The 13454-nt window shown below is 64.4% G+C and carries 17 protein-coding genes; 8 read left to right on the top strand and 9 right to left on the bottom strand.

The genetic code is table 11. The features are described 5' to 3' along the window. Positions 1 to 47 precede the first annotated feature (47 nt). Positions 48 to 3200, bottom strand: a complete 3153-nt coding sequence (locus tag ACFFJ6_RS13975) for a multidrug efflux RND transporter permease subunit (RefSeq protein WP_378388669.1) — start codon at positions 3198 to 3200, stop codon at positions 48 to 50. Positions 3201 to 3210: 10 nt separating this feature from the next. Further along, complete coding sequence (locus ACFFJ6_RS13980; RefSeq protein ID WP_378388671.1) at positions 3211 to 4335, bottom strand: efflux RND transporter periplasmic adaptor subunit; 1125 nt, start codon at positions 4333 to 4335, stop codon at positions 3211 to 3213. A gap of 215 nt (positions 4336 to 4550) precedes the next feature. On the opposite strand from ACFFJ6_RS13980, the gene ACFFJ6_RS13985 reads away from it, so the two are divergent. Together ACFFJ6_RS13985 and ACFFJ6_RS13990 are read left to right on the top strand one after the other, a co-directional pair. After that, entirely contained in the window at positions 4551 to 5114 is a 564-nt protein-coding gene (locus ACFFJ6_RS13985; RefSeq protein ID WP_378388673.1) for a TetR/AcrR family transcriptional regulator, read from the top strand. 176 nt (positions 5115 to 5290) lie between these two features. Beyond that, positions 5291 to 5548 (top strand): DUF3551 domain-containing protein, encoded by a 258-nt coding sequence (locus tag ACFFJ6_RS13990; RefSeq protein WP_378388675.1) that lies wholly within the window; start codon positions 5291 to 5293, stop codon positions 5546 to 5548. A 61-nt stretch (positions 5549 to 5609) separates the two neighbouring features. Here ACFFJ6_RS13990 and ACFFJ6_RS13995 read toward each other — a convergent pair whose 3' ends face one another. Further along, positions 5610 to 6299, bottom strand: coding sequence for a response regulator transcription factor (locus ACFFJ6_RS13995; protein ID WP_378388677.1), 690 nt, complete (start codon positions 6297 to 6299; stop codon positions 5610 to 5612). Between the two features lie 399 nt (positions 6300 to 6698). Between ACFFJ6_RS13995 and ACFFJ6_RS14000 the strand changes: the two genes are divergently transcribed. Both ACFFJ6_RS14000 and dapA read left to right on the top strand, forming a co-directional pair. Next, positions 6699 to 6974: a hypothetical protein gene (locus ACFFJ6_RS14000; RefSeq protein WP_378388679.1), complete on the top strand. Its 276-nt coding sequence runs from the start codon at positions 6699 to 6701 to the stop codon at positions 6972 to 6974. Between the two features lie 11 nt (positions 6975 to 6985). Next, positions 6986 to 7888, top strand: coding sequence for a 4-hydroxy-tetrahydrodipicolinate synthase (gene dapA / locus ACFFJ6_RS14005; protein WP_378388681.1), 903 nt, complete (start codon positions 6986 to 6988; stop codon positions 7886 to 7888). 13 nt (positions 7889 to 7901) lie between these two features. On the opposite strand, the gene ACFFJ6_RS14010 is transcribed toward dapA, so the two are convergent. The 4 genes from ACFFJ6_RS14010 to ACFFJ6_RS14025 form a co-directional block, all read right to left on the bottom strand. Beyond that, the gene (locus tag ACFFJ6_RS14010) at positions 7902 to 8099 is read right to left on the bottom strand and encodes a hypothetical protein (protein ID WP_378388683.1); all 198 of its coding nucleotides are present in this window, start codon (positions 8097 to 8099) and stop codon (positions 7902 to 7904) included. After that, positions 8096 to 8365, bottom strand: coding sequence for a hypothetical protein (locus tag ACFFJ6_RS14015; protein WP_378388685.1), 270 nt, complete (start codon positions 8363 to 8365; stop codon positions 8096 to 8098). The genes ACFFJ6_RS14010 and ACFFJ6_RS14015 overlap by 4 nt, the downstream gene beginning before the upstream one ends. Positions 8366 to 8607: 242 nt before the next feature. Further along, positions 8608 to 8973 (bottom strand): RNA polymerase-binding protein DksA, encoded by a 366-nt coding sequence (gene dksA / locus ACFFJ6_RS14020; protein WP_234831092.1) that lies wholly within the window; start codon positions 8971 to 8973, stop codon positions 8608 to 8610. A gap of 190 nt (positions 8974 to 9163) precedes the next feature. Continuing rightward, on the bottom strand, positions 9164 to 9583 hold the full coding sequence (locus ACFFJ6_RS14025; RefSeq protein ID WP_378388687.1) for a flagellar assembly protein FliX: 420 nt from the start codon (positions 9581 to 9583) through the stop codon (positions 9164 to 9166). A 308-nt stretch (positions 9584 to 9891) separates the two neighbouring features. Between ACFFJ6_RS14025 and ACFFJ6_RS14030 the strand changes: the two genes are divergently transcribed. The 4 genes from ACFFJ6_RS14030 (at position 9892) to ACFFJ6_RS14045 (ending at position 12489) form a co-directional block, all read left to right on the top strand. Next, the gene (locus ACFFJ6_RS14030) at positions 9892 to 11013 is read left to right on the top strand and encodes a flagellar basal body P-ring protein FlgI (RefSeq protein WP_378388689.1); all 1122 of its coding nucleotides are present in this window, start codon (positions 9892 to 9894) and stop codon (positions 11011 to 11013) included. Continuing rightward, positions 11013 to 11354, top strand: a complete 342-nt coding sequence (gene flgJ / locus ACFFJ6_RS14035) for a flagellar assembly peptidoglycan hydrolase FlgJ (protein ID WP_378388691.1) — start codon at positions 11013 to 11015, stop codon at positions 11352 to 11354. Before ACFFJ6_RS14030 ends, flgJ begins: the two co-directional genes overlap by 1 nt. A gap of 35 nt (positions 11355 to 11389) precedes the next feature. Continuing rightward, a complete protein-coding gene (locus ACFFJ6_RS14040) occupies positions 11390 to 11878 on the top strand; it encodes a hypothetical protein (protein ID WP_378388693.1) in 489 nt (162 codons plus the stop codon). A 230-nt stretch (positions 11879 to 12108) separates the two neighbouring features. After that, positions 12109 to 12489, top strand: coding sequence for a hypothetical protein (locus tag ACFFJ6_RS14045; RefSeq protein ID WP_378388695.1), 381 nt, complete (start codon positions 12109 to 12111; stop codon positions 12487 to 12489). 91 nt (positions 12490 to 12580) lie between these two features. On the opposite strand, the gene flaF is transcribed toward ACFFJ6_RS14045, so the two are convergent. Next, positions 12581 to 12949 carry a flagellar biosynthesis regulator FlaF gene (gene flaF, locus ACFFJ6_RS14050; RefSeq protein ID WP_378388697.1) on the bottom strand — a complete coding sequence of 123 codons (369 nt, stop codon included), beginning with the start codon at positions 12947 to 12949 and terminating at the stop codon, positions 12581 to 12583. A 2-nt stretch (positions 12950 to 12951) separates the two neighbouring features. Next, positions 12952 to 13332 carry a flagellar biosynthesis repressor FlbT gene (gene flbT / locus ACFFJ6_RS14055; RefSeq protein ID WP_378388699.1) on the bottom strand — a complete coding sequence of 127 codons (381 nt, stop codon included), beginning with the start codon at positions 13330 to 13332 and terminating at the stop codon, positions 12952 to 12954. Positions 13333 to 13454 lie beyond the last annotated feature (122 nt).

Genomic DNA, 13454 nt, shown 5'->3' on the forward strand with positions numbered 1-13454 from the left:
ACCTCACCTGTTGGACGATGCAAAGACGCGCGGTGGCGGTCGTCACCTTACGGTCGAGGAAGCGTCGCCGACTGCAGCTCGCCGTCGCCCGTCGTACTCTTGCCGTCCGCCTGCTTTCGCCGTTCGACCTTGCGCAACACGAACACGTAGAACACCGGCACGAACAGCACGGCCAACAGAGTTGCCGACAACATGCCGCCGAACACGCCGGTGCCGATCGCGTTCTGGCTGCCGGCGCTGACGCCGGTCGCGAACGCCAGCGGCGTCACGCCGAGGATGAAGGCGAGCGACGTCATGATGATCGGCCGGAAGCGCACCGCTGCCGCCTCGACCGCCGCCTCGCGCAGCGACCTGCCCTCGGCGTGCAGATCCTTGGCGAATTCGACGATCAGGATCGCATTCTTGGCCGACAGGCCGATGATGGCAATCAGGCCGACCTTGAAGTAGATGTCGTTCGGCATATCGCGCAGCATCACCGCCAGCAGCGAGCCGATGATGCCGAGCGGCACGACCAGCATCACGGACAGCGGGATCGACCAGCTTTCGTACAGCGCCGCCAGCAGCAGGAAGACAAACAGCACGCTGAGTCCGAGCAGGAACGGCGCCTGATTGCCGGACTGGATTTCCTGCAGTGACTGCCCGGCCCATTCGAAGCCGAAGCCACTCGGCAACTGCCCCGCGAGCCGTTCCATCTCCGCCAACGCTTCGCCCGACGAATGCCCCGGGGCGGCGTCGCCGGTGAAGCGCACCGACGGATAGCCATTGAAGCCGACCACCTGGATCGGGCCCTTCGACCATTCGGTTCGGGCGAAGGCCGAGAGCGGCACCATGCCGCCGCTGGCATTGCGGACGTTGAGCTTCAACAGATCGTCCGCCTGCATCCGACGCTTGTCCATCGCCTGGATGGTGACGCGCTGCATCCGGCCGGCGTTGGGGAAGTCATTGACGTAGGCCGAGCCGAGACTCGCCGTGATGGTGGAGTTGATATCGGCGAACGACACGCCGAAGGTGTTGGCCTTCTCGCGGTCGATGACCAGATGGAGTTGCGCCGAATTGGCGAGACCTTCGACGCGCAGGCCGGTCAGCACCGGACTGTTCGCGCCAGCGGCCAGCAGTTGCGCAGCCGCCTCGTCGAGCGCGGCCTGCCCGCGGCTGCCGCGATCCTGCAGGCGGAAGGTGAAGCCGCTGAAATTGCCGAGGCCGTCGATCGGCGGCGGCGACAGCGCGATCACCGAAGCGTCGCCGATCTTCGCCAGCTGCACGTTGGCGCGTTTGGCAATGGTCTCGGCATCGTCGTGGCCGCGCACGCTCCAGTCCTTCAGCGTCACGAAGGCGACCGCAGCGCTCTGGGAATTGCCCGAAAAGCTGAAGCCCGACACGGTGAACACCTGCGCGACACTCGGATCGTCGAGGAACACCTTCTCGGCCTGCTCGATCGAAGTCATCGCGCGCGTCTGCGTCGCCTCGGTCGGCGCCTGGATATCGACGATCAGATAGCCTTGATCCTCGGCGGGCAGGAACGCCGCGGGCAGCCGCATATAGGCCCATCCGAGCGCGGCCAGCAGGGCCAGATAGATCACCATCACGCGCCCGGCCCGCCCGGTCGCCCAGCTCACCGCGAACCTGTAGCGGCCCGCCAGGCGATTGAACGTGCGGTTGAACCAGCCGAAGAAGCCGCCCTTCTCGTGATGATCCGCCGGCACCGGCTTGAGGAACGTGGCGCACAGCGCCGGCGTCAGCGTCAGCGCCAGGAAGCTCGAGAACAGGATCGAGACCACCATGGTCAGGCTGAACTGCCGATAGATGATGCCGACCGCGCCGGGGAAGAACGCCATCGGCACGAACACGGCGGTCAGCACCAGCGTGATGCCGACGATGGCACCCTTGATCTGCTGCATCGCCTTTTCGGTCGCGGCCCGCGGCGACAGGCCTTCGGTCGCCATCAGCCGCTCGACGTTCTCGACCACCACGATGGCGTCGTCGACCAGGATGCCGATCGCCAGAACCATCGCGAACATCGTCAGCACGTTGATCGAGAATCCGGTGGCGAACATCACCGCGCAGGTGCCGAGCAGGGCGATCGGCACCACGATGGTGGGGATCAGCGTGTAACGGATGTTCTGCAGGAACAGGAACATCACGACGAACACCAGGCCGACCGCCTCGAGCAGCGTGTACAGCACCTTTTCGATCGACGCCTGGATGAAGGGCGATGTGTCGTAGGGAATCTCGTAGGTCATTCCCTTGGGGAAGTACTTCGACAGCTCCTTCATCTTGGCGGTGACGGCCTTCGATGTCGCCAACGCGTTGGCGGTGGCGGAGAGCTGAATGCCAATGGCCGCAGCCGGCTGGCCGTTGAGGCGGCTCTCGGTGTTGTAGTCCTCACCGCCGACTTCGACGCGCGCGACGTCGCGCAGCCGAACGGTCGAGCCGTTCTGGTTGGCGCGCAGCACGATCGCGCCGAACTCTTGCGGCGTGCCGAGTTGGCCCTTGACCAGCACCGGCGCCGAGACCTCCTGCGAGACCGGATTCGGCGTGGCGCCGATCCGGCCCGCCGCAACCTGCGCGTTCTGGGTGGCGATCGCGCCGGAGACGTCGGCCACCGTGAGACCGAGGCCGAGCAGCTTGTCCGGATCGATCCAGACCCGCATCGAACGCTGCGTACCGAACAGCTGCGCCTTGCCGACGCCCTCGACGCGGCGGATTTCGCTGAGCAGATTGCGGGTGATGTAATCGCCGATGCCGATGCTGTCGATCGAGCCGTCGGTCGACTGCACCGAGATGAACATCAGGAACGCGCTGGAGGCTTCGTCGACCACGATGCCGCGCTGCGTGACCGCGCTTGGCAGCCGCGACTCGACGCGCCGGATTCGGTTCTGCACGTCGACCGTGGCCTGCGCCAGCGACGTGCCGGGCTGGAACGAGACCTCGATCGAGATCGCGCCGGTCGCGTCCGCGGTCGACTCGAAATACATCAGGCCCGGAATGCCGTTGAGCTGATCCTCGATCAGCCGCGTCACGCCCTGATAGATCTCTTCGGACGACGCGCCCGGATAGTTGGCGGTGACCGAGATCTTGGCCGGTACGACATTGGGATATTGCGCGACCGGCAGAAACGGAATCGCCAGCACGCCGGCGATCATGATGAAGATCGCCACCACCCACGCGAAAATGGGCCGCGAGATGAAGAAGCTCGACATGGTGATGGCCTCAGTTCGCGCGCGCCGCGCCGACCGAGGTCGCGCTGTGCCACGGCTTGGGTTCGACGGCGGCGCCGGGCGACAATGTCTGGAAGCCTTCGACCACGACGGAATCCCCGGCTTTGAGCCCGTTGGCGATGATCCAGCGGCCGTCGACGAGCCGCGCCGGACTCACCGGCTTCAGCATCACTTTGTTGTCGGCGCCGACCACGTAAAGCTGCGCCTGACCGCCCGGGTCGCGGCGCAGCGCGCGCTCGGGGACCGTCAGCGCGTTGGTCTGCTCGCCCTGCACGATCTGCACCCGCACATACATCCCCGGCAGCAAATCGCCGTCGGGATTGGGAAACTCGCCACGCAGCGTCACCTGTCCGGTGGCCGCCTCGACGGAGGCTTCGGAGAACAACAGTCGGCCGCGCCGCGCGTAGTCCGAGCCGTCGTCGAAGCGCAGGCGGACTTCGGCCTCGATCGGCTCGCCGCTACGCGCCGATTTCGCCGCCGCACGCTTCAGCGCCAACAGATCGTTGGCCGACTGCGTGAAGTCGGCATAGACCGGATCGAGTTGCTGGATGGTGGCCAGGCTCTCGCTGCCGCCGACGGTGAACAGCGCGCCCTCGGTGATCAGAGCACGGCCGATGCGGCCGGTGATGGGAGCGCGGACTTCCGTGTATTGCAGGTCGAGTTCGGCGGCCTGCAGGCCGGCGCGCGCCGACGCTTCGTCAGCCTCGGCCTGCGCCAGTTCGGCGACGGCCTTGTCGTATTGCTGTCCCGTCGTCGCGCCGCGATCCTTCAGTTGCGTCTGCCGCTCGGCCTGTTGGGCCGCCAGCGCGCGGGTCGCCTCTGCGCGCTGCAGCGCGGCCTTGGCGCTGGCAACGCGAACCTGGAATGGCGCCGGATCGAGCCGGTACAGCACGTCGCCCTGCTTGACGATCGTGCCCTGCTTGAACACCCGCTCGACGATAATGCCGGAAACCCGCGGCCGCACTTCGGCGATCCGCGTCGGCGCGATGCGGCCCGGCAGATCGTTGACGATCCGCACTGTCTCGGGCGTCACCGTCACTACGCTCACCACGACAGGCGGCTTGGCCTTTTCGGCCTCGGCCTGCTTGTCGCCGCATCCTGCCAGGCTTGCGCTCATCATCAGAGCCAGGGTCGGGGCAGCGGCCGCTCGCAAGCGGACCATGATCGTCATCGTCACTGAACTCACCTCTGGTCGAAACGGCGTTGCGCGTCGCGCCCCACGCCGCCGCGTGCGCCTCAAAGATACCGGCCGGTTGGTATATTACATTCTTGACAATGACAACCGGGCGACATCAAGACTTCGTCAGGCCCACTTAGAAGGTGTCGCGACGCATGAGCACCGCCTATGAGCGCAAGAAACAACCTGAGGTCGTGCGCCGCGCCTTGATCGACTGCGCGGCCAAACTTGCGCTGGAGCGTGGCTTGCAGGCCGTCACCGTGCAGGCCGTGGCGTCCGCGGCAGGCGTGACCAAAGGCGGTTTGTTTCATCATTTTGCCAGCAAGGAGAAACTGATCGAGGCCGTCTTCGATGCGCAACTCGACGTATTCGGCGCCGCCGTGGACGAGGCGCTGCAGCACGACAACGGCAGCTATGGCTGTTTTACCCGTGCCTATGTGATGGCCACCTTCACGCTCGGCGAATCTGACGATGGCCAATGCGGCGGCGCTCTGGCGGTGTCGATGATGACCGACCCGCTGCTGCGGCCGCGCTGGTCGGTCTGGATGCGCGCCCGCATGAGCAAGCACAAGAAGACCGACTCCGCGCCCGCGCTCGAAATCGTCCGCCTCGCTGCTGACGGCGCTTGGCTGGCCGACCTCACGGCGCTCGCGCCCGACCTGCGGATGAGCCGCAAGAAGCTGCTGGCGCGACTGATGGCGATGACCCAGAAGGACTGATCGTCCGGTAGCAGCCCGCCTGGCTGGGCCGCGTGGTGGACCGCTCGCCGCCGTCTTGACGGCGCGCATCGCGCGTATGCCGCTCTCGTGGTTGTATCAGCCGCTCAGATCCCCCATGTGTGGCCTTGGCCCGATCAGCCCCGCCTCCGCGGGCGCGGGTACGATGGAGAGACGAGATGACCAGGACGGGCGCCGCCTTGATCGCGGCCGCAACGATCTTCAGCTTCGCGGGAGCGCCGGCTCACGCGCGCGATTTTCCCTACTGCCTGCAGGGCGGCGAATGGGGCTATCCGGGCAATTGCCAGTTCGATTCCTATCAGCAGTGCATGGTGACCGCATCCGGCACCAAGGCGTATTGCGACGTCAATCCGGTGTTCGCTTTCGGCGCGCAACGACAGCAGTCGCAACCCGAGCCGCGCCGCTACCGGCGCTGAAGCTCCAGCGCTCATGATGCTCCGTCGCCAGCGCGGCGGATCCGGTCTTTAGGGCGGTCGCCTAGTCTGCCTGACGCAGGCGATAGCCGATGCCGACCTCGGTGAGGATGAAGTGAGGCCGCTCCGGATCCGGCTCGATCTTCCGGCGGAGCTGCCGCACATAAACTCTGAGGTACTGCGCGTCGGTCAACTCGCCCCACAGCTCTTCGAGCAGAAAGCGATGCGTCAAGACTTTCCCGGCATGCTGGACCAGCACGCGAAGTAGCTCGTACTCCTTCGGCGACAGCTTGATGTGGCTGTCGCCGATCTTGACCATTCGCCGAACCAGATCGACGGACAGTCCGCCGCTGCGAAAGACCGACCGCTCGCCATGCGCCTGCAAATGGTGGCGAAGCGCCGCGCGCAATCGGGCGAACAACTCATCCATACCGAACGGCTTCACCACGTAGTCGTCTGCGCCGAGGTCGAGAGCCCGGATTTTGCTGGCCTCGTCGTCTCGACTCGACACCACCACGATGGGAACGCTGGTGTTACGCGCGCGAATGATCTCGATCAGATCGTGCCCCTGAATGTCGGGCAGGCTGAGATCGAGGATGATCAGCGCCGGGTCCTGCGCCAGCCGTTCGAGAGCCGTCTTGCCGTTCCCCGCATCGAGGATCTGATAGCCTTGCGTCGCAAGCCCCGTGCGCAACAGTTTACGAATTGGCATGTCATCGTCGATGACCAGCACTTTCATGGGGTTGGCAATCATGCGGCGGTGTCCCTCACTTCGGTATGTGGGGGACTTGCTGCCACGCGTGTAAGTTTTCGATGTGAAACGGCTACCCGCAGCATAAGCCGATCGTAAAGATCAGCCCGCGGGTCGTGCCGCCGCGCTCGCCATTATGCCGCGCTTATATTTTGCGCCACGGTTCGATCTCGAATCTTAACATCGCGCGCCCCAGTTTAGCGCAGTGAGACCGCTGACGGATCGAACTGCTGCCATGACGAGATCACCTGACCGTCCCCCCTCGCCGCGCCCTGCGTATCTCCGGAAGCGAAGATCACGTCATTGCGGCGCATCGCCGACTTGACGGCTTTGTTCCCCGCTTGGCGGTTTCACAAGTCAAGTCTTCACTCCGCAACCTTTACAACAACCAAGGACGCCACCGTGACCTTTGCAGAACCTCCCTCGCGTAGCTCGTCTATCGTCCTGATCGGAAAGAACAGCCGCGGCCAGTGGGTCGCACAGCACCGGGACGGCCTCTACGGCGGGCTGTTCACGCATCACGGCGACGCCGTGCGCTACGCCCTGTTCGAGAACGGGCACCATCCGGAAGCCGTCATCACGATCGGATGCGTCCTCGAACTCAATATGACAACCGCCCCCTCCGCCGCCCAGGCCGTGCCGCCTTTATCCGCCGAAGCATCACGGCACGCCGCCTGAGCAACGATCCCATGAATTCGATCGAGACCTCGTGGCTCACCGGCGTCATCGCCGATTTGCCTTCACCATTCGATGCAAACGACGCGATCGATATCGGAGTCTTCGAGAATCTCTGCGCGCAGCAGATCGCGGCGGGCGCGACCGCGCTGCTCCTTGGCGAGACCGCTGGCGAGATGGCAACGCTGACTATGGCCGAGCACGACACCCTCGTCCGCACAGCGGTGAAGGTGTCGCGCGGGCGCGTCAAAATCATCGCCGGGGCCGGCAGCAACGGCACCGGCCAGGCGATCGCCCTGACTCGGCGCGCCGAGGCAGCCGGGGCCGATGCGGTGATGTCGGTCGTGCCTTACTACAACAAGCCGACGCAGTCCGGCATCGAAGCGCACTTCGATGCAATCGCCAGTGCCACGAGGCTGCCTGTCGTCATCCACGACAATCCAACCTGCTGCGCCCGAGGGCTCGACGACGAGACGTTGATGAGACTTTGCGATAATCCACGCATCGTCGGCCTCCGCGACAGCAGCGGCGATGCGATGCGGCCGCTGCGGCTTCATCCGCACGTGCCGCCGGGCTTCCGGATGGTGGCGGGAGACGATGCGACCGCCTTGACCTATCTCGCGCACGGCGGCGACGGCTTCGTCTCCACCGTCGCCAACATCCTGCCGGCGCTGCCGTTCGCGATGTTTCGCGCGTTTTCGCGCGGCGATGTCGCGCGCGCCGCAACGCTGATGGACCGGATGGCTCCGCTCAGGGACGCGTTCGCGACGGACGGTTCGGTCGCATCTCTCAAATATGCACTCGGGCTGCGCGGCCTTTGTTCACCACGGGTGCGGCTGCCGATGGTGCCTTTGATGAGCGATCAGAAAGCCGCCGTCACCGAGGCGACGGCGGCGGCTCTGAGAGGTACGCCTTGAAGCACCAGCCCTCTCAATGCTTCGGCTCGGGCCGGGTTTCCAGGCGATGTTTTTCTCGCCACTTCGGCCCGAGCCCGCGCATGTAATGGGCCTCCCGCCGATACCGATCTGGAGCATCGCGGAGCATCCGCAGCTTCTGGATCAGTGCAGGTATCAACCTGCCGTACGAACCAATCCGGTCAAAGATCGCCGCCGAACGATCGCGGTTCATGAGCGCCTCCCGGACGGCGCGCGGCCGTCCAGTCGTACAAATGCACCACGTGCGCGCCGCACCTTATGCGCCACGACGGCGATATGAATCGCCGCAAAGAAGCTCGCAATGCGGCTGGTGGCGCGACGTAGCAGCGCGCGCAATCGCCTCCAGGCGATGTCGCTGGACGGGTACACGATCGGCGGATCGTTGCGGCTGATCAGCCAAGACCGGTAGGCGTCGCTGCCCAGGATGTCGTGAAACTCGTTGTGGCGCCAATGAGACATGTCGGCACTCGCCTTTCCCAAATCGCCGGGCTCCAGGCCCGGCTGAGAAAGGACGATGCAGAGACGCGCATAAGGAATCGAGACGACACAAGACGCTCGAACATAAGGACGAAATAAGTATGCGGTCCGGCCCGACGCGCGACCTCGGCGAGATATTGCGACGCCGCCACACGCAAAAAATAAAAGCGGGCACGAGGCCCGCTTGAAAGACTTGAAGATCGGCGAGCCGACCGCGGCGAGAACTACTCGTCGCGATACACCTTCTCGCGCTTCTCGTGACGCTCCTGCGCTTCCACCGACAGCGTTGCGATCGGACGAGCTTCGAGCCGCTTCAGGGAAATCGGCTCACCGGTCTCTTCGCAATAACCGTAGGTGTTGTCTTCGATGCGCTGCAACGCCGCGTCGATCTTGGAGATCAGCTTGCGCTGCCGATCGCGCGCGCGCAGTTCGATCGCGCGGTCGGTTTCCGACGAGGCGCGATCGGCCAAGTCGGGATGATTGACGTTTTCTTCTTGAAGGGTCTGGAGCGTGAGCTTTGCTTCCCGCAAAATCTCGTCCTTCCAGGCCAGCAGCTTCGCGCGAAAATACTCGCGTTGCCGTTCATTCATGAACGGCTCTTTCTCGGAGGGTCGATAGCTTTTCAACTTATCCAAGGGGCAATCCATGATCTCGTTGGGCGGCAAAAACCCCGCCTGCGCGGCAGCTTATATAGCGCGCGCCGATGACAGACAATATCGACTGCAGCCCGGACACAGCGGGCTGCACAGGCAGAAAAAAGCCGGAACTTCAGCGAGATGGTCAGTATTGTCCGGCCTTGGCCAGCTCGACCTCGACCCGCAGCTCGATTTCCGACAAGACCGCATCAAGACCCGGATCCCCGGACGATGTCTTGAGCTCCGCGGCGGCTGCACGGAGCCGAGCCACGGTGGCAGGATTGAAGGTGCCGGCCAGCAGGCCAATTTTGAGATCGTCGAGCACGTCAAGCGCGGAGCGCCCCCGGGCCACGGAGCGCTTGCGGCGCTCTGTGGCGTCCTCGACTCCCTGCATGGCCAGCAGCGCCTCGAGGCCAGTCGGCGCGAGCGGGGCGTGGACAGCGCGCGCTTCTGGCTCTGGCTGGGTCGTGGTGCTGGTTGGTAGCGAAAACGTGCTCGATCCGGTCCGACGAGCGGGACCGGACGAGGTCGACGTGGTGGTGCCGTTCGGGCCGTAGATTCGCATGGTCTCTCTCGCCGGACAGTTCCTGGCTAGGCGCCGCGCCTGAACAGCATACACCCAAGCTGGCAAGGGCGCTCAGAGCCCTGGAACCCACCGTCGCCAGATATGGTTAACACCACGTAAACGCCCGGCAAATTTTGCCGGGCCAGAGGCAGTTTTGCCGTGGCCTCCGCCCCGATCAAGCGGCCAACGCCAAACTTATTCCATTAAAAACAAATGCTTAGATTGCATCGCCGCAGTGGCACGGGTCTCGCAAGACGATAGCGAGGCCGAGTCACGCGTGCGCGCGACGGTCCCCGAGGAGCCCGAGAATGCCGAGCCTTTCGACCGCGATCTTGAAGCTCGCTGCAGCCGCCCTGTCCGCGCTGCTGCTGTCGGGCGTGGCGGCGAGCGCGACCTCGCGCATCAAGGATTTGGCCAATATCGAGGGCGTCCGGCAGAACCAGCTGATCGGCTACGGCCTCGTGGTCGGCCTCAACGGCACCGGCGACACTCTGAACAACATCCCCTTCACCAAGCAGTCGCTGCAGGCGATGCTGGAGCGGATGGGCGTCAACATCCGCGGCGCCACCATCCGCACCGGCAACGTTGCCGCCGTGATGGTCACCGGCAACCTGCCCGCCTTCGCGACGCAGGGCACCCGGATGGACGTCACCGTCTCGGCGCTTGGCGATGCCAAGAATCTGCAGGGCGGGACGCTCCTGGTGACCCCACTGCTCGGTGCCGACGGCAACGTCTATGCGGTGGCGCAGGGTTCGCTCGCCATCGGCGGCTTCCAGGCCGAGGGCGAGGCGGCCAAGATCACCCGCGGCGTGCCCACGGTCGGCCGCATCGCCAACGGGGCGATCATCGAACGCGAAATCGAATTCGCACTGAACCGGCTGCCGATGGTGCGGCTGGCGCTGCGCAATGCCGACTTCACCACCGCAAAGCGGATCGCCGCCGCGGTCAATGATTTCCTCGGCACCAAGAGCGCCGAGCCGATCGATCCCTCGACCGTGCAGCTCTCGATCCCGGCGGAATTCAAAGGCAACGCCGTCGCCTTCCTCACCGAGATCGAGCAATTGCAGGTCGAGCCCGATCAGGCGGCCAAGATCATTATCGACGAGCGCAGCGGCATCATCGTGATGGGGCGCGACGTCCGCGTCGCCACAGTGGCGGTCGCGCAGGGCAATCTCACCGTGTCGATTTCGGAGAGCCCGCAAGTCAGTCAGCCCAATCCGCTGTCGCGCGGCCGCACCACAGTCACGCCGAACTCCCGCATCGGCGTCACCGAGGACGGCAAGAAGCTCGCGCTGGTCAAGGATGGCGTATCGTTGCAGCAGTTGGTGGACGGTCTCAACGGGCTCGGCATCGGCCCACGCGATCTGATCGGCATCCTGCAGGCGATCAAGGCGGCGGGCGCCATCGAAGCCGACATCGAGGTGATGTGATGTCGATCGTCCCGACGCCGGTCTCGACCTCCATCCCGATCCGCAACGGCCGCCCCGATTACGATCTCGCCGCGGCGCTGCCCAAGGTCTCCCCGGAGGCGCAGGCGAAGGCGCGCAGTTCGGCCCGCGATTTCGAGGCGATGTTTCTCAACTCGATGTTCTCGCAGATGACCAGCGGCCTGAAGGGTGAGGGCCCGTTCGGCGACACCGTCGGAACCGGCGTGTGGCGCTCGATGCTGACGGAGCAATATTCCCAGACCGTCGCGAAAGCCGGCGGCGTCGGCATCGCCAGCGATGTCTTCCGCACCCTTATTCTTCAGCAAGCGAACGCCAAGGCTTGAGTGGACAACGCCGCTCGAGTGGAAAGGACCACGCGATGATGCAGATGCAACGCCAGCAGGCCCCCGCCCCGGCCGCCTCGGTCGCTTCGCCGGCTGATGCGCGCCAACTGGCCAACGCGCTGACCGAAGTGATGAACGAGCTGCTGGCCCTGATCGAACGCGAGACCGAGCTGGTCCGCGCCGGCAGGATCCCGGACGCGATGAAGCTCGAGGCGCAGAAGAACGATCTCACCAAACGCTACATCGCGGCGATCACGCGGGTGCGCGCAAGCCAGCCCTATATGGCCAAGGCGACGCCGGATCTGCTTGGCGCACTGCATCGCCATCATGAGGTTTTCCGCGCGATGCTGCAGGTCAATCTCACGGTGCTGGCGACCGCGCATGCGGTGTCGGAAGGGATCGTGCGCGGCGTGAATGCCGAAGTGCAGCGTCGCAATATTCCGCAGACCTACACGGCCGCCGGCCGGCAGGCCACGCCGGGACCGCGCAACCTGACGCCGATCGCCGTCAGTCGCTCGCTGTAGTCTGCCGGTCCCGCAGCGGTATCCAATTACGTTTTTGCGAGCCTATGGCGGCTTCGCAGCCATGAGGCAAACCTGTGGCAGGGCATCAAGCCCTGCTGCAGCCGCCTCGCGGACCTGTCTCTACACTTTAAATCAAATGCACGCCCAGATTGCAGGACTAGATTCAAGCGTTCTGTGCAGCATGCTGAACCGGAGGGGTGGACTTGTCTTGATGGAGCCAGGAGGCTGCCATGAGTTTCGACTTCACCGTGAAGCCCGTCGGGCAGCTGGTGATCCCGCCCGTTGTCAGGCCGGAGCCTGAAGCGGTCCAATCAGCGGTGGCGACGCAGTTGCCTGCGCCGCAGAGCGTTTCCGCGACGGCGAATGGCGCCAGCAGCAATGCGATCGCCAGCAACGCCGCCCGGGTCGGTGCCGACAGCATCTCGCGCCAGGTGATCTTCGATCAGGCCGCCGCCGCGATGGTGTACGTATCGGTCGACGAATCGACGTCGGAAGTCGTCAACCAGTATCCTGAATCCTGGCAGCTCAAGGCTCGCGCCTATTTCCGAGAGCAGGATCAGTCGAAACTGCAGCAGCGCTCCGGTCCGATTCCGACCAATCGCATCGCCTGAGCAGACGTCGTCGATTGTCGATGCCCCGGCTTGCCCCTGCAAGCGCGGGTGATGACGCATGTCCGGAGCAATCGGGATGAAGAACGACGCGTCAGGGCCGGCCGCTGAGGCCGGCGGCGATATTGCGGTTGATCTCGATCAGCGAGTTGAGCGGTTCGAGCTGCGGAGCCATCTGCAGCGCGGCCGACTGGCTTAACACGAACACGCCGATGTTGGCGATGTTCTGCCGGATCTCGAGGGTCTGAGGATTGTCGTCGCGCAGCGCATCGCTGACGAACAGCGACCAGAGCTTGCGGTTGAACATCAGCGCCTCGTTCAGGCCGATGGCGCCGCGTTCGTCCCAGTTGGTCACGACGTCCTGAAGCTGTCGTGCGGCTTTGAGCAACGCCTGGGCTTCGATTTCGCGCGGTGAAGCCGTTCGTTGTGCAGTGCGGGCGTACGCTTGAGCAGCACTCGACATCGTTACCTCTGCAGCAATTCTTCTTCACGCTTGATGAGAGGCCGCAGCTCCCTCAATGCCTTATAGAGTTGGCCGCTTAAGATTAGATTACTCGTCGCCTCGATCGTGTCGTGAAAACTCGGCACGGCTTCGAGCAACTCTTTGATAAAGCCGAGATAGAGATCCTGATACGCCGGGATGTCGTTCTGCAGATACATCATCTGCACGCAGAGATAGACGCGCTTCACCGGCGTGTTGGCCGTCTCGGCCGTGAGGATGTCCTTCTCGCGCATGATCGGCGCGTCGCCGTCGATCAGAAACGTGGTGCGCGAGTCGGAATTGGTGATCACGCTCTGCCCGATCACGATCCGCTCGAACGGCTTCAATTCGACTCGCAATGGCATCGTGTTTTCCTTTGATTGCGTTGAATGCGACCAAGGACGAATCGTCCCGCCAGACCGTGCGCCCGTTATGCGCCGGCTTTGCGTCGCGATCCAATGTCGTGTTTCGGGGGATAAGTCGAGTG

It is taken from the genome of Rhodopseudomonas telluris (assembly GCF_042432815.1).
GTDB lineage: Bacteria > Pseudomonadota > Alphaproteobacteria > Rhizobiales > Xanthobacteraceae > Rhodopseudomonas > Rhodopseudomonas telluris.

Coding starts and splice junctions, on each gene's coding strand:
- ACFFJ6_RS13975 (WP_378388669.1), bottom strand. CDS start 3,200: ATGTCGAGCTTCTTCATCTCGCGGCCCATTTTCGCGTGGGTGGTGGCG.
- ACFFJ6_RS13980 (WP_378388671.1), bottom strand. CDS start 4,335: ATGAGCGCAAGCCTGGCAGGATGCGGCGACAAGCAGGCCGAGGCCGAA.
- ACFFJ6_RS13985 (WP_378388673.1), top strand. CDS start 4,551: ATGAGCACCGCCTATGAGCGCAAGAAACAACCTGAGGTCGTGCGCCGC.
- ACFFJ6_RS13990 (WP_378388675.1), top strand. CDS start 5,291: ATGACCAGGACGGGCGCCGCCTTGATCGCGGCCGCAACGATCTTCAGC.
- ACFFJ6_RS13995 (WP_378388677.1), bottom strand. CDS start 6,299: ATGATTGCCAACCCCATGAAAGTGCTGGTCATCGACGATGACATGCCA.
- dapA (WP_378388681.1), top strand. CDS start 6,986: ATGAATTCGATCGAGACCTCGTGGCTCACCGGCGTCATCGCCGATTTG.
- ACFFJ6_RS14010 (WP_378388683.1), bottom strand. CDS start 8,099: ATGAACCGCGATCGTTCGGCGGCGATCTTTGACCGGATTGGTTCGTAC.
- ACFFJ6_RS14015 (WP_378388685.1), bottom strand. CDS start 8,365: ATGTCTCATTGGCGCCACAACGAGTTTCACGACATCCTGGGCAGCGAC.
- dksA (WP_234831092.1), bottom strand. CDS start 8,973: ATGAATGAACGGCAACGCGAGTATTTTCGCGCGAAGCTGCTGGCCTGG.
- ACFFJ6_RS14025 (WP_378388687.1), bottom strand. CDS start 9,583: ATGCGAATCTACGGCCCGAACGGCACCACCACGTCGACCTCGTCCGGT.
- ACFFJ6_RS14030 (WP_378388689.1), top strand. CDS start 9,892: ATGCCGAGCCTTTCGACCGCGATCTTGAAGCTCGCTGCAGCCGCCCTG.
- flgJ (WP_378388691.1), top strand. CDS start 11,013: ATGTCGATCGTCCCGACGCCGGTCTCGACCTCCATCCCGATCCGCAAC.
- ACFFJ6_RS14040 (WP_378388693.1), top strand. CDS start 11,390: ATGATGCAGATGCAACGCCAGCAGGCCCCCGCCCCGGCCGCCTCGGTC.
- ACFFJ6_RS14045 (WP_378388695.1), top strand. CDS start 12,109: ATGAGTTTCGACTTCACCGTGAAGCCCGTCGGGCAGCTGGTGATCCCG.
- flaF (WP_378388697.1), bottom strand. CDS start 12,949: ATGTCGAGTGCTGCTCAAGCGTACGCCCGCACTGCACAACGAACGGCT.
- flbT (WP_378388699.1), bottom strand. CDS start 13,332: ATGCCATTGCGAGTCGAATTGAAGCCGTTCGAGCGGATCGTGATCGGG.